Genomic DNA, 13,933 nt, shown 5'->3' with positions numbered 1-13,933 from the left:
CGGCTTCAGCCAAATTGCCTCAACTGAGCCCGCCCATGTGGAAGCTCTTCATCTCGAGATATTCCTCGATACCGGCCTGCGCACCCTCACGGCCGAGGCCCGACTGCTTGACGCCGCCGAAGGGGGCGACTTCCATTGAGACCGAGCCGGTGTTGAGCCCCACCATGCCGAACTCCAACGCCTCGCCGACGCGCCAGGCGCGCTTCAGGTTCTCTGTGTAGAAGTAGGAGGCAAGGCCGTAGGGTGTGCCGTTGGCGAGCGCGATCGCCTCCTCTTCCGTCTCGAAGCGGAAAAGCGGCGCGACCGGACCGAAGGTTTCCTCACCGGCGAGCTGCATGTCTTTTGTGGCGCCGGTCAGCACCAGCGGCGCGACATACTGAGGACCCTCCGGCAGCGCCGGCTTTTCGGTGATGATCGCCGCGCCTTTGGCGAGCGCATCCTCGACGTGGCGGTTGATCTTCTCGACCGCCGCCATGTTGATCATCGGCCCGATGGCGACACCGGGTTCTGTGCCCGGCCCCACCTTCATGGCGTTGACGCGGGCGGAAAGCTTCGCGGCGAAGGTTTCGTAGACTCCGGCCTGGACGAGGATGCGGTTGGCGCAGACGCAGGTCTGGCCGCCGTTGCGGAACTTCGAGACAAGCGCGCCCTCGACGGCGAGATCGAGATCGGCGTCGTCGAAGACGATGAGGGGCGCGTTGCCGCCGAGTTCGAGGCTGAGCCGTTTGACGGTATCGGCCGCTCCGCGCATCAGCAGCGAACCGACCCGCGTCGAGCCGGTGAAAGAGATCTTGCGAACGGTCTCGTTCGCCATGATCTCGTTGCCGATCTCGGCCGGCATGCCGGTCACGATGTTGATGACGCCGGCGGGGATGCCCGCGCGTTCGGCAAGCACGCCGAGCGCCAGCGCCGAATAGGGGGTGAACTCGGATGGCTTGATCACCACCGTGCAGCCGGCGGCCAGCGCCGGCGCGACCTTGCGGGTGATCATCGCGTTGGGGAAGTTCCACGGCGTGATGATGCCGCACACCCCGACCGGTTCCTTCAGCACGATGATGCGCCGGTCCGGCGTGGGCGAGGGGATGGTGTGGCCATTGATGCGGCGTGCCTCCTCTGCGAACCATTTGACGAATGACGCGCCGTAACGGATCTCGCCTTTGGCCTCGTCCAGGGGCTTGCCCTGTTCGGTCGTCAAGATCAGCGCGAGATCGTCCAGATGCACGAGCATCAGGCTATGCCAGGTCTCCAGGAGGCCAGCGCGCTCGGCGTTGGTCTTCTTCTTCCAATCGCCATAGGCGGAAGCTGCGGCGTCTATCGCAGCGCGGGTCTCCGGACCGGCCATGTCGGGCACCGTGCCGATCGTTGCCTGGGTCGCCGGATCGACGACATCGACCGTCTTTCCGGAAGAGGCCGCGACCCATTTGCCGCCGATCAGGCCGGCCTCGCGGAACAGACTTTTGTCTTTCAGATTTTTCATCGAAAACGACTTTGCAATCAGGTGAGCGCCGCGACGACGGCGGTGGTGATGGCGTTCGTGCGGTCTTTGCCGGGAACGGTGCCTATGCCTCTGGCGGTTGCGGCCTCGACCGCCTGCATGACGCGGCCGGCCGCAGCCTTTTCGCCGAGATGGTCGAGCATCATGGCGCCGGACCAGATGGTGGCGATCGGATTGGCGATGCCCAGATGCGCGATATCGGGCGCGGAGCCGTGCACAGGCTCGAACATCGACGGCGCCGAGCGGTCGGGATTGATGTTGGCGGAGGCGGCGTAGCCGAGCCCGCCCTGGATCGCTGCGCCGATGTCGGTCAGGATGTCGCCGAACAGGTTGGAGGCGACGACCACGTCGAGGCTCTCCGGCGCCATGATCATGCGCGCGGCGAGCGCGTCGACATGATAGCTGGTCACTTCGACGTCCGGATAATCCGCAGCCAGCTTTCGCGTGATGTCGTCCCAGAACACCATCGAGTATTTCTGCGCGTTGGACTTGGTGACTGAGGCGAGCTTCCGCCGCCGCGACCGCGCCTGCTCGAAGCCGAAGCGCAGGATGCGCTCGACGCCGGCGCGGGTGAAGATCGAGGTCTCTACGGCCACCTCATCCAGAGTTCCCTGATGCACGCGCCCGCCGGCGCCCGAATATTCGCCCTCGGTGTTCTCGCGGATGCACAGGATGTCGAAGCCCTCGGCCCGCAGCGGGCCCTTTACGCCCGGCAGCAGACGGTGCGGCCTGATGTTGGCATATTGCACGAACGCCTTGCGGATCGGCAGCAGCAGGCCGTGCAGCGAGACCGAATCCGGCACCTCCGCCGGCCAGCCGACCGCGCCGAGAAGGATGGCGTCGAAGCCGCGCAAGGTGTCGATGCCGTCCTGCGGCATCATGCGGCCGGTTTCCTTGAAGAAGCGGCAGGACCAGGGGAAGTCGGTTCCCGTCAGCGCAAAGCCGAAGTTTTTGGCCGCGGTTTCCAGCACCGTCCAGGTGGCGGCGGTCACATCGCGGCCGATGCCGTCACCTGGGATCAGGGCGATCGAATAGGACTTCATCGGCTTCTCTTCACAGGCTGATCAGGACGCTCTTGGTCCTGCGGTTGGCGAGATAGGCCTCACGGCCGAGATCCTTGCCGATACCGGAGCGCTTGTAGCCGCCGGTTGGCAGGATATGGTCGCGCGAGCGGCTGTAGCGGTTGACCCAGACGGTGCCCGCTTCGAGCTTGCGCGCGAAGCGGATGGTACGGGACAGGTCGGAGGTGAACAGGCCGGAAGCCAGCCCGTAGGTCGGATGGCTCGACAGCGTCAGCGCTTCTTCCTCGGTCTCGAACGTCTGGACGGTCAGGACCGGGCCGAAGATTTCCTCGATGATTGCAGGATTGGCCTGATCGACATTGGTGATCAGTGTCGGTTCGTAGAAATAGCCCGGGCTGTCCGTGGCGGCGCCGCCGATCAGGCATTCGCCGCCGGCTTCGACCGCGGCTCGCACGATGCTGTCGATGCGCGCTCGCTGCCGTTCCGAGATAACAGGCGAATACTGCGTCGTCTCGTCCCAGGTCGGGCCTGGCCGCACCGCCTTCATCCGTTGCAGGATGGCGGTCGTCAGCCTGTCGGCGACACTCTTCTCGACGATCAGGCGCGTACCGGCCACACAGGCTTGGCCGGCATTGAAGGTGACGCTGCCGGCGATCGCCATTGCTGCCTTGTCGAGATCGGCATCGGCAAAAACAATCTGCGGGCTCTTGCCGCCGAGTTCCAGCGTCATTGGCTTGACGCCGGTACGAGCGACGTTCTCCATGATGGCCGAACCGGCGCGGGTCGAGCCGGTGAAGGAGACCTTGGCGATGTCGGGATGACCGGTCAGCGCCGTGCCGGTCGTCGGACCGTCGCCGAGCACCACGTTTATGAGCCCTGCCGGCAGGCCCGCCCTGATCGCGAGTTCTGCCATGTAGACTGCAGAGAAGGGCGTCATTTCAGACGGCTTCAGCACGACAGCGTTGCCCGCGGCCAGCGCCGGGCCGAGCTTCCATCCGGCCATGGAGACAGGGAAGTTCCAGGGTGTGATCGCGCCGACCACGCCATAGGGCTCGCTCATGATCATGCCGAAGGTGGCGTCGTCGGTCGGCACGAGATCGCTGCCTTCCTTGTCGGCGAACTCGGCAAAAAAGCGGATCTGTTCGGCGGTCACGGCAATGTCGCCGGCAACGAGCTGGCCGACGGGCCGCGTCGAGGACAGCGCCTCGATCCTGGCGAGCGTTTCGGCTTCCGCCTCGATCAGGTCGGCCCAGGCCTGGAGTGCTTTGGTGCGCTCGCGCGGCCGGACGCCGCCCCAGTTGCTGGCCTTAAGCGCCGCCTTGGCACTTGCCACCGCACGGTCGACCATGTCTAAGCCAGCCACAGGGCAGGCAGTATATGACCTGCCGTCCGAGGGGCGGCGCATTTCGAGCCCGCCCTCGGTCGAGATCAGTTCCCCGCCGATGAGGTGGCCGACGGGGAGGGGGATTGTATCGGGATTGAAGCTTAGGCTCATCGACAACCACTCTGCGGCGTGGGCTGGAGCCTAGCGCGTGCCGGCACGCAGCATGCGCTGTTCGGCGACCTACCGCCGACGAATGTTGCGTGCCAGACGTGAGAGACGGCAAAATCTTCCGCGCAGGCCGGCATCTCACGCGGGTTCCGTTAACCGACGGTCACGTAGATCTTGCGCACTGTTTCGATGGTCTTCCAGACACCGGTGAAGCCGGGCTTCATCACGAAGCTGTCGCCGGCGCGGTAGATCACCGTTTCACCGGCGTCGGGCGTGATTTCGACCACGCCGGACAGGATGTGGCAAAACTCGAAAGTGTCGCCCTTGATCGAGCGCGTCTCTCCCGGCGTCGCCTCCCAGACGCCGGTGTGGACGAGATCGTTCTTGGCGGCGTCCTGCGCCCAGGTCTTGAAGGCAGGGTTGCCGGCAATCAGCCGTTCGGGCAGCGCCCTGGATTCGCGCGGCGGGGAGGCAGGGCTGGTATCGACGGTCTTGAGCAGGGACAAAGGATGACCTTTCCGGTTGGGTTTCAATAGCCGCGCGACCGGTCGACGAGCCCGATAGGATCGAGACCCGCGCGGTGGCGCCTGATGTTGTCGATGACGGCGCGTGCAGCCGTCGCAGGTTGGGTGACGCTTGCGATATGCGGGGTGAGAATGATCTTCGGATGCGACCAGAACGGATGACCCGCGGGCAGCGGTTCGGGATCGGTGACGTCGATCATCGCCGCCAATAGTTGGCCGCTGTTCAGAGCCGCGACAAGCGCTTCGTGGTCGAGCTGCGGCCCTCGGCCGGTGTGGACGAGCGCCGCGCCCTTGGGCAGCTTCGCCAACAGGTCGGCATTCAGAAAACCGCGCGTATCCTCGGTCAGTGGCAGCAGGCAGATCAATATGTCGCTGGCCGCGAGCATCTCCTCCAGCCCAAGTTCGCCATGATAACAGGCCACGCCCGCGATCTGTCGAGGCGAGCGGCTCCAGCCGGCGAGCGGAAAGCCGAAGGGCTTCAGCCGGTCGAGGACGGCCTGGCCGAGTTGCCCGAGGCCAAGCACGCCGAGCCGGCGCGACCCGGCCTGGAGTTGTGCGATATCGCTCCATTCGCCGGCGCGCTGCTGCGCCAGATAGGCAGGTAGGTTGCGGTGCAGCGCGAGCACGGCCAGCGTCACATACTCCTGCATCATGCGCACGATGCCTTCCTCGACCGTACGCACGATCTTCACCTGTTCCGGCACGGTATCGAAGCGGAACTGGTCCACGCCAGCGCCAATCGAAAACAGGATCTCCAGGCTCCTGTAGCGCGCGAGGTCTTCTGGCGCGGTCCAGGTGATGAGATAGCGTACCGCGTCGGGATCGACCGCTGCAGCATCCATCGTGAAGGGGACGTCCGGCAATTCTGTAGCGAATGCATCGGCGAAGACCGCCCCGCGCCCCGCATCGGAATTGAACAGGAACGTCATCCGGTTTCCCTTCAAGCCGCGCAGCGCGCGCCCAGCGCCTCGATCAATCGCTGGCAGGCTGCGAGTTCGCTGGTGAGAATGTACTCATCCGGCTTGTGGGCGCGGTCGATGTCGCCCGGTCCACAGATGATCGCATCGAACCCGGCCGCCTGATAAAGTCCTGCCTCCGTGCCATAGCTGACGGCGGCGAGCGTCACCTCGCCTGTCAGCTCGCGCAGCAGTCCTGCCAGTGCCGCTTCTTGTGGCAGCGACAGGGCCGGATAAGCGCTCATCGCCGTCCACTCGACCGGAAAGCCGTCGGTTTCGAGGGCCTCGGCCCGCGCCCTGATCGGCGCGAGAAGGCTCGCCGGGTCGACACCGGGTATGGCGCGTGCCTCCAGATCCAGCGTGCAACTGTCGGGAATGATGTTGACCGACTGTCCTCCTGCGATCACACCGGCCTGCAGCGAGGAATAGGCGGGCTCGAAGGCGGAGTTGAACGGACCGCGCGTCAGCCGCTCGGCTTCGCTCACGGCCGCGCTCAGCGCTTCGGACATCGCATGGATGGCGTTGAGCCCGAGGTCAGGCCGTGAAGAATGGCCGGAGCGCCCTTTGATGATTACGCGGGCGGCCGCCTTGCCCTTGTGGCCGCGCACGGCGCGCATGCCGCTCGGCTCGCCGACGATGACGCCGAGCGGCTTCGCGCAAAGTTCGGGAAGCCGGGCGATCAGGTGTGGCACGCCGCGACATCCCACTTCCTCGTCGTAGGAGAAGGCGAGATGGATCGGTCTGGCGAGGCGCAGTCCAGCCAGCATGGGCACAGCCGCCAGCGTAGCGGCCAGAAACCCCTTCATATCCGTGGTGCCGCGTCCGTAGAGCCGTTCACCGTCCCGGCGCAGGGTGAAAGGAGCCGAACTCCACTGCGGCTCGCCGGCGGGAACGACGTCCATGTGGCCGGACAGGATGTAGCCCGGGACATCGGTGGGACCGACCGTCGCGAAAAGATTGAAACGGTCGCCTTCCGGCCCTGGAAGCACGGTGACCTGGGTTCCGTGTTCCGCGAGATGGGTCTCGATCCAGCCGGCGATATCGCCGTTCGGTCTGCCGGCGACCGATGGAAAGGCGACGAGACGATCGAGGATGTCGAAGACGTCCATTCCAGCCCTCAAAACATTTCGGGTTCGCCGGATCGATGCCGTCGACCATATGCTGCTAGATTTCCAGAGAGAGTGTGCGCGTTCTTTCGCGATTGCGTGCCGAAAGCGGAAGTGTTTCAGTCGAATCTTGCGTTGGCGCGCGGCTTTCGAGCAAATCGTACCGGGCTGCTTGTTTAGCGTTGGCGGGACAGTAGGCGGTCGCCAATAGGTCGCCCTCCCTCGTGGTAATCTTTCAGGGGCATGGACTTGAAGCCGTCCGAGAGCTTGAAAATCGATACCTTCTCGATGCGAATCGACGACATTGAAGGCGTCGATCTTGACCGGTTGCACGCACTCTCGCTCTCCGTGGGATGGCCGCATCGCGCCGAGGATTGGCAATTCCTGCGCCAATCGGGAGAGGGGTTCGTGGCGCTCGACGAGATCGGCCGGGTTCTCGGCTCGGCCATGTGGTTCGCGCATGGCACGGATTTCGCAACCGTGGGCATGGTCATCACCTCGCCGCGGCTCCAGACGCTGGGTGCGGGGCAATGGCTGATGAAGCGGGTCTTCGACAGGGTAGCCGGCCGCGACTTGCGCCTCAATGCGACCAGGGCGGCAAGGCGGCTCTATCTCTCGCTCGACTTCCAGCCGGAGAAGACTGTCTATCAATGCCAGGGCATCGCCCGCCTGGAGACGACGGGTAGCCCGGGAGACATACGCGATGTCAGGACCTTGGGCGCAGGGGACATTCCCGCAGCTATCGCGCTCGACGCGGCAGGATTTGGCGTGAGGCGGGCGGCACTCATCGAAAGGCTTTTCGCACACTCGGCCGGCTATGGTCTTTTCAAGGATGGCAGGCTGAACGCATTCGCGCTCTGCCGGCCGCTCGGGCGAGGCCACGTCGTGGGGCCGGTCGTGGCGGAAAGCGATGCCGACGCCGTGGCGATCGTCCGGCCGCATGTGGACGACCATTCGGGGTCTTTCCTGCGGATCGACACCCACATGGACAATGGCGAGTTCGCCGCCTTTCTGTCGCACAGCGGCATGCCGGTTTTCGACACGGTGCTCACCATGTCGATGGGCAAGCCTCTCAACGATTTTGCCGTCGGCGGTGCAATCACACCGAAGACCTATGCCCTCGCCAGTCAAACGCTCGGTTAGTTCAATCCAGGACGCGGGCAGTCGCGGCTGTCCACGCCTTCGCAGGCACTCTTGCGGCACCAGTAGAACTAACATCTAAAAGTATGGTTTCTGCAGCCATGCTCAAACGCAGACAACACTGGATTGTCACAGCCTTCGAAGTTGCCCAAGGCAGGCGCGCATCAACTTCCGTCTGAACGCATCGACGTCGCGACAACTTTGTTGGATTCGCTTATTCGTGACCGAAGTGCACTGACAATGGCACGCTAGTGTTCAATATCGTGTCATGGCGTAGAAAAGGCGGTGGCTCGCCGGGATCGGCGAAGCCGCGAATTACGAATTCTCCATTGCCCTTCGCCAAAATTCGCAGCAGGAACCTAAGATGCGAAAAACGCGACCGAGATCGCTCGGAAGCACTTCGCCTTGCCGGTGGTCCCATACCGCTACGGGCGGTATCGCGCTGCGGTAGTCGACGCTGCTGGGTCTTGAGCCACATCTAATCGATCGCGACTGCTTCGACCACCTCGGGCTGCCGTACACGTAGAAAAATGCAGCGTCCGGATCGCCGCGAGCACCCGAGAAAATGGACCTCGCAGACTTCCAGAGCGTGGGCATCGAACGTCGGCAAAGCGGGGCAACGGGGCTCTGGTTTGGGCAAATTCTCGGCCTGTTCAACTTGCTAAAGCGTGGTAAAGTGATTATACCAGTTAATAACATGACGATCGGCGCGGCCGTCGTTTAAAAATCGGGAGTAGGGATAAATGACGACGATTGCGTTGTTCGGTGCCGGCGGGAAGATGGGGTACCGCCTGTCGACCAATTTTCGCGGTTCGCCCTATACGATACGCCATGTCGAGGTCAGCGATGCCGGCCGCGAGCGGCTGAAGTCGGGTCTGGGCTTCGAAGCCGTCAGCGCCGATGAAGCGCTCAAAGGTGCCGATGTGGTGATCCTGGCGGTTCCCGATACGCATATCGGCAAGGTGGCGGCCAGCATAGAGAGCAAGCTTGCATCGGGCACGATGGTCGTCGTGCTCGACGCCGCCGCGCCGTTCGCCGGCCATTTGCCGAAGCGGCCGGACCTGACCTATTTTGTCACCCATCCCTGCCATCCGCCGATCTTCAACGACGAGACCGACATGGCGGCAAAAAAAGACTATTTCGGCGGCGTCAAAGCCAAGCAGCATATGGTCAGCGCGCTGATGCAGGGTCCGGAAGAGGATTTTGCCAAGGGCGAGGCGATCGCCAAGATCATCTGGGCGCCAGTGATGCGTTCGCACCGTGTCACTGTCGATCAGATGGCGTTGCTGGAGCCCGGCCTTTCGGAAACCGTATGCGCCTCGCTGCTCGTCGTCATGAAGGAAGCCGTCGACGAGGTCGTGGCGCGCGGCGTCGACAAGCAAGCTGCGCTCGATTTCCTGCTCGGCCATATGAATGTTCTTGGCGCCGTCATCTTCGGCGAAACCAAGGGTGTGTTCTCCGACGCCTGCAACAAGGCGATCGAGTTCGGCAAGCCGGTGCTGATGCGCGACGACTGGAAGCGGGTGTTCGAGCCGGAAGAGATCGCCGCGAGCATTCAGCGCATCACCTGAGAAAGGCCAAGTCAGGTGCTCGCCGGAGCGTCTCGATGCCTCGGCGCATCGCCGCCGACGCTCAACCTCGGTCGTATCAGGTACATATCATCTGAATTTGTGATTGACTCATCATACCAGTTGGCTTAGCTGTTGTTGACTCGGATCGATAAGGTTTCGCAGGGAGTTCGAAGCCTGGACGAGTGGAGGACGGCCGGGGAGCAACGATCCGTCAGTGGAAGCCGGCAAACGGCTTTTGAGCCTGAACCGATCAGCGGCCCGCGCTGCGTAACGAATTCGAATGCAGACAGTGGCCTTGGTTGATCAAGGCCGTTTTTCAAACGGGAGGACATCATGAAACTCACACGCAGAATGACACTTGCGGCTTTTGCCGGGATGCTGGCGCTTGGCACCGCGGCACCCGCCTATGCCGCGGACCTCATTGCAATCATCACGCCCTCGCATGACAATCCGTTCTTCAAGGCGGAAGCCGTCGGTGCCGAAGCCAAGGCCAAGGAACTCGGCTACGAAGCGCTGGTGCTCGTCCATGACGACGATGCCAACAAGCAGTCCGAACTGATCGACACCGCGATCGGTCGCGGCGCCAAGGCGATCATCCTCGACAATGCCGGCGCCGACGCCACCGTCGCCGCCGTGCAGAAGGCCAAGGACGCGGGCGTGCCTTCGTTCCTGATCGACCGCGAGATCAACGCCACCGGAGTCGCCGTCGCGCAGATCGTCTCCAACAACTACCAGGGCGCCCAGCTCGGCGCGCAGGAATTCGTCAAGCTGATGGGCGAGAAGGGCAATTTCGTCGAGCTGGTCGGCAAGGAATCCGACACCAATGCCGGAATCCGCTCCAAGGGCTATCACGACGTCATCGACGACTATCCGGACCTGAAGATGGTCGCCCAGCAATCGGCCAACTGGAGCCAGACCGAAGCCTACGCCAAGATGGAATCGATCCTGCAGGCCAACCCCGACATCAAGGGCGTCATCTCCGGCAACGATACGATGGCGATGGGCGCCTATGCGGCGCTGGTCGCGGCGAACCGGAAGGACGTCATCGTCGTCGGCTTCGACGGATCGAACGACGTGCGCGACTCGATCACCGCGGGCGGCATCAAGGCAACCGTGCTGCAGCCGGCCTATGCGCAGGCGCAGATGGCGGTAGAGCAGGCCAACGACTTCATCAAGAACAAGAAGTCGCCGGCCAAGGAAAAGCAGTTGATGGACTGCGTCCTGGTCAATGGCGACAATGCTCCCAAGCTGGAAACTTTTGCGCTGACCAACTGAGCCGGCGCGATATGAATAGCGAGGGACGACCCATGGGTCGTCCCTCGCCGCCATTTTCCGTGGGTGCCGACCGCCGTGCTGAACAACAGGCCATCATGCTGAACAACAAGCCGATCTGGCCGATCCTTGCCGCGACACTCGGCATCAGCCTTACCGCCTGCAAGATTCTTCCGACTCCCTCGGGAGACAGCGGCAGCAGCACCGCGTTCAACCCCGACAAGATGGTCGAGGAGATCTGGGTGGCGAAGGTCGTGCCCTATCTCCAGCGGAAAGCCGGGCCGTTTGCCGAGGTTCATGCGCTGGCGAAAACCGATCCCGCTTCTGCCGGCGCCAAATATGGCAATCCAAACAAGCAGGCAAATTCGCCTTGGACCTTCGCGGTTCGCGTTGAGGGCAAGATCATTGCCGCCAACACGGCGTCGCGCGCGGCGACGATGGATATCGATGTCGACGGCGACGGCAAGGCGGATGCGCGGGTGCAGATCGGACCGGCGATGCGGGGAACCGCGCTGCGCGACAGCCTCGATTTCATCCAGTTCAACGATTTTACCAACCAGATCGATTTTGCCCAGTTCGGCAAGGCGTTCAACGCCTATGCCGACACGGCCGTGCTTTCCAAACTGCCGCGCGACGCACTGGAAGGCCGGACCGCGAAAGTTCTCGGCGCCTATACGCTCGAAAGCGGCCAGGACCTGCCGCTGGTGACGCCGGCGGAGGCGGAAATCGGGCCAAAACCATGACTGCTGCCGCCGCTCATGATGTCATCCTGAAGTTGGAAGACGTCTCCAAGGTCTATTCCGGCACGGTCGCGGTCAAGCGCGCGAATTTCGAGGTGCGCAGGGGCGCGGTGAATGTGCTGGTCGGCGAAAACGGCGCCGGCAAGTCGACGCTGATGAAGATCATCGCCGGCGTCGAGCAGCCGACGCTCGGCCGGATCCTTCTGGAAGGGGAGGAGGTCTCCTTCTCGTCATCGGGAGATGCGGTGAACCGCGGCATCGGCATGGTGTTCCAGGAACTGAACCTGTTCGGCAATATGACGGTGGCCGAGAACATCTTCGCCACCCGCGAGATCACCAACCGGTTCCGCAAGATCGACCGCAAGGAGCAGGAGCGCCGTGCCGCGCAATTTCTCGAACGGCTTCAGGCCGGCATAAGGCCCGATATGCTGGTCGAGGATCTGCGCATCGGCCAGCAGCAGCTGGTCGAGATCGCCAAGGCAGTTTCGCTCGATGCCCGCATCCTGATCATGGACGAGCCGACCTCGGCGCTGAGTGCGGCGGAAGTCGAGATCCTGTTCAAGGTGATTGCCGACCTCAAGGCGCGCGGCGTGGCCATCGTCTACATCTCGCACCGGTTGGAAGAGCTGATCCGCATCGGCGACTACATCACTGTGCTGCGCGACGGGCACATCACCGGCCAGGAGGAGATGAAAAACGTCGACACGCGGTGGATCGTGCGGCAGATGATCGGCTCCGACGCCAAGGATTTCGCCAAGGCCGACGGCCATGTTCCCGGCGAAGAAATATTCCGCGCCGAAGACATCTGCCTGCCGCGCGCGACCGGTGGATTGGCCGTCGACCATGTGTCGCTGTCGCTGCGCGCCGGCGAGATCCTAGGCATCTACGGATTGATGGGCGCCGGGCGCAGCGAGCTGTTCGACTGCATCATGGGCCGCCATGGCCAGGCGACCGGAACGATCTTCATCGCCGGCAAAAAGGTCAAGGAGCGCGACACGACGCGGCGCATCGGGCGCGGACTGGCGCTGATCCCCGAAGACCGCCAGCGCGAAGGGCTGGTGTCGATCCTCTCGGTTGCCAGCAACCTGACGCTGGCCAGCCTGTCGCGGTTCGTTCGCCTGTTTCATATTCGCGGCGGCCCCGAAAGACAGGCAGTGGCGCAGATGGTGCAGGAACTGGCGATCAAGGTCGCCGACCCTGCGCAGGAGGTCTCGTCGCTGTCGGGCGGCAACCAGCAAAAGGTGGTGATCGGCAAGGCGCTGCTTACCGGACCGAAGGTGCTGCTGATGGACGAGCCGAGCCGTGGCATCGATGTCGGCGCCAAGGCCGACGTCTTCCGCACCATGCGCAAACTGTCGCGTGACGGACTGGGCATTCTCTTCGCCACCTCCGATCTCGACGAGGTGATGGCGCTGTCCGACCGCATCGCGGTGATGAGCAACGGAAAACTGACCGGCATGTTCGATCGCGCCGAGGCGACGGAGGCGGCCTTGGTCGCCGCCTCGGCACTTGGCCACGGACCGGCCCCGCACACGGAGAATACCGCCCATGACTGACATCCCGGCCAAGGCGGCTATTCCATTCGTCTCGAGTGGCTCGCTGCTGCTGACGTTGATGAAGGCGAGGACGTTCATCGCGCTGATCGCCGTGCTGATCTTCTTTTCGATTGCGGCGCCGAACTTCCTGTCGACCGCCAATCTGATCCTGATGTCGAAGCATGTGGCGCTGAACGCGTTCCTGGCGATGGGCATGACCTTCGTTATCATCACCGGCGGCATCGACCTATCGGTCGGCTCGATCGTCGGCCTGTGCGGCATGGTAGCCGGCTACCTCGTGCTGAACGGCATCGACCTGCAGATCGGCTACACCATCTATTTCAACGTGGTCGAGATCGCGCTGATCACGCTTACCGTCGGCATCCTGATCGGTGCCGCCAACGGATTGCTGATCACCAGGCTGAACGTCGCGCCGTTCATCGCCACGCTTGGCGTGCTCTACGTCGCGCGCGGCCTGGCGCTGCTGTCGTCGGATGGCCGCACCTTCCCCAATCTCGTCGGCAAGCCGGAACTCGGCACTACCGGGTTCGGCTTCCTCGGCGCCGGCCGGCTGCTCGGCCTGCCGGTGGCGATCTGGATCCTGATCGTCGTTGCGCTGGCGGCGGCCTATCTCGCCAAATACACGCCACTCGGCCGCCATATCTTTGCTGTCGGCGGCAATGAACGGGCGTCGCGTATTTCCGGCGTCCGTGTCAACATGGTGAAAATGTTCGTCTACATGTTCTCCGGCTTTTGCGCGGCGATCGTCGGCCTGATCATTTCGTCCGAACTGATGGCCTCGCATCCGGCAACGGGTGAAAGTTTCGAGCTCAACGCCATCGCCGCGGCGGTGCTTGGCGGCACGTCGATGTCGGGCGGTCGCGGCACGATCGGCGGCACCATTGTCGGCGCCTTCGTCATCGGCATTCTTTCGGACGGGTTGGTGATGATGGGCGTGAGTTCCTTCTGGCAAATGGTGATCAAGGGCCTCGTCATCATCGTCGCCGTCGTCGTCGACCAGGCGCAGCGTCGGCTGCAGAGCCGGGTGACACTGATGCAGATGGCAAAGGCAGGGTGAGC

At 63.4% G+C, this 13,933-nt stretch carries 12 protein-coding genes; 6 read left to right on the top strand and 6 right to left on the bottom strand.

Annotation, left to right across the window (positions count from 1 at the left end; genetic code table 11):
* Window positions 1–19: 19 nt before the first annotated feature.
* From ACYHH6_RS28710 to argE, 6 genes are all read right to left on the bottom strand, one after another.
* Window positions 20–1,477, bottom strand: a complete 1,458-nt coding sequence (locus ACYHH6_RS28710; RefSeq protein WP_352583423.1) for an NAD-dependent succinate-semialdehyde dehydrogenase — start codon at window positions 1,475–1,477, stop codon at window positions 20–22.
* A 17-nt stretch (window positions 1,478–1,494) separates the two neighbouring features.
* Window positions 1,495–2,538 (bottom strand): tartrate dehydrogenase, encoded by a 1,044-nt coding sequence (locus tag ACYHH6_RS28705; RefSeq protein WP_352583425.1) that lies wholly within the window; start codon window positions 2,536–2,538, stop codon window positions 1,495–1,497.
* 10 nt (window positions 2,539–2,548) lie between these two features.
* Entirely contained in the window at window positions 2,549–4,012 is a 1,464-nt protein-coding gene (locus ACYHH6_RS28700; RefSeq protein WP_352583427.1) for an aldehyde dehydrogenase family protein, read from the bottom strand.
* Between the two features lie 149 nt (window positions 4,013–4,161).
* The gene (locus ACYHH6_RS28695; RefSeq protein WP_112563097.1) at window positions 4,162–4,515 is read right to left on the bottom strand and encodes a cupin domain-containing protein; all 354 of its coding nucleotides are present in this window, start codon (window positions 4,513–4,515) and stop codon (window positions 4,162–4,164) included.
* A gap of 23 nt (window positions 4,516–4,538) precedes the next feature.
* Window positions 4,539–5,462: a 2-hydroxyacid dehydrogenase gene (locus tag ACYHH6_RS28690; protein ID WP_352583430.1), complete on the bottom strand. Its 924-nt coding sequence runs from the start codon at window positions 5,460–5,462 to the stop codon at window positions 4,539–4,541.
* Between the two features lie 11 nt (window positions 5,463–5,473).
* Window positions 5,474–6,598 (bottom strand): acetylornithine deacetylase, encoded by a 1,125-nt coding sequence (argE, locus tag ACYHH6_RS28685; protein WP_352583432.1) that lies wholly within the window; start codon window positions 6,596–6,598, stop codon window positions 5,474–5,476.
* Window positions 6,599–6,838: 240 nt separating this feature from the next.
* Between argE and ACYHH6_RS28680 the strand changes: the two genes are divergently transcribed.
* From ACYHH6_RS28680 to ACYHH6_RS28655, 6 genes are all read left to right on the top strand, one after another.
* Entirely contained in the window at window positions 6,839–7,738 is a 900-nt protein-coding gene (locus tag ACYHH6_RS28680) for a GNAT family N-acetyltransferase (RefSeq protein WP_352583434.1), read from the top strand.
* A gap of 740 nt (window positions 7,739–8,478) precedes the next feature.
* On the top strand, window positions 8,479–9,306 hold the full coding sequence (locus ACYHH6_RS28675; protein WP_352583436.1) for a phosphogluconate dehydrogenase C-terminal domain-containing protein: 828 nt from the start codon (window positions 8,479–8,481) through the stop codon (window positions 9,304–9,306).
* 333 nt (window positions 9,307–9,639) lie between these two features.
* Window positions 9,640–10,581 carry a D-ribose ABC transporter substrate-binding protein gene (locus tag ACYHH6_RS28670; RefSeq protein ID WP_112563086.1) on the top strand — a complete coding sequence of 314 codons (942 nt, stop codon included), beginning with the start codon at window positions 9,640–9,642 and terminating at the stop codon, window positions 10,579–10,581.
* A gap of 95 nt (window positions 10,582–10,676) precedes the next feature.
* Complete coding sequence (locus tag ACYHH6_RS28665; protein ID WP_352584307.1) at window positions 10,677–11,321, top strand: DUF2291 family protein; 645 nt, start codon at window positions 10,677–10,679, stop codon at window positions 11,319–11,321.
* The gene (locus ACYHH6_RS28660; RefSeq protein ID WP_352583438.1) at window positions 11,318–12,874 is read left to right on the top strand and encodes a sugar ABC transporter ATP-binding protein; all 1,557 of its coding nucleotides are present in this window, start codon (window positions 11,318–11,320) and stop codon (window positions 12,872–12,874) included. Before ACYHH6_RS28665 ends, ACYHH6_RS28660 begins: the two co-directional genes overlap by 4 nt.
* Window positions 12,867–13,931, top strand: coding sequence for an ABC transporter permease (locus ACYHH6_RS28655; RefSeq protein WP_352583440.1), 1,065 nt, complete (start codon window positions 12,867–12,869; stop codon window positions 13,929–13,931). The genes ACYHH6_RS28660 and ACYHH6_RS28655 overlap by 8 nt, the downstream gene beginning before the upstream one ends.
* The last annotated feature ends 2 nt before the right edge of the window (window positions 13,932–13,933 follow it).

This window comes from Mesorhizobium sp. P171375, assembly GCF_057786075.1.
This window is presented reverse-complemented; position numbering and strand designations above follow the sequence as displayed.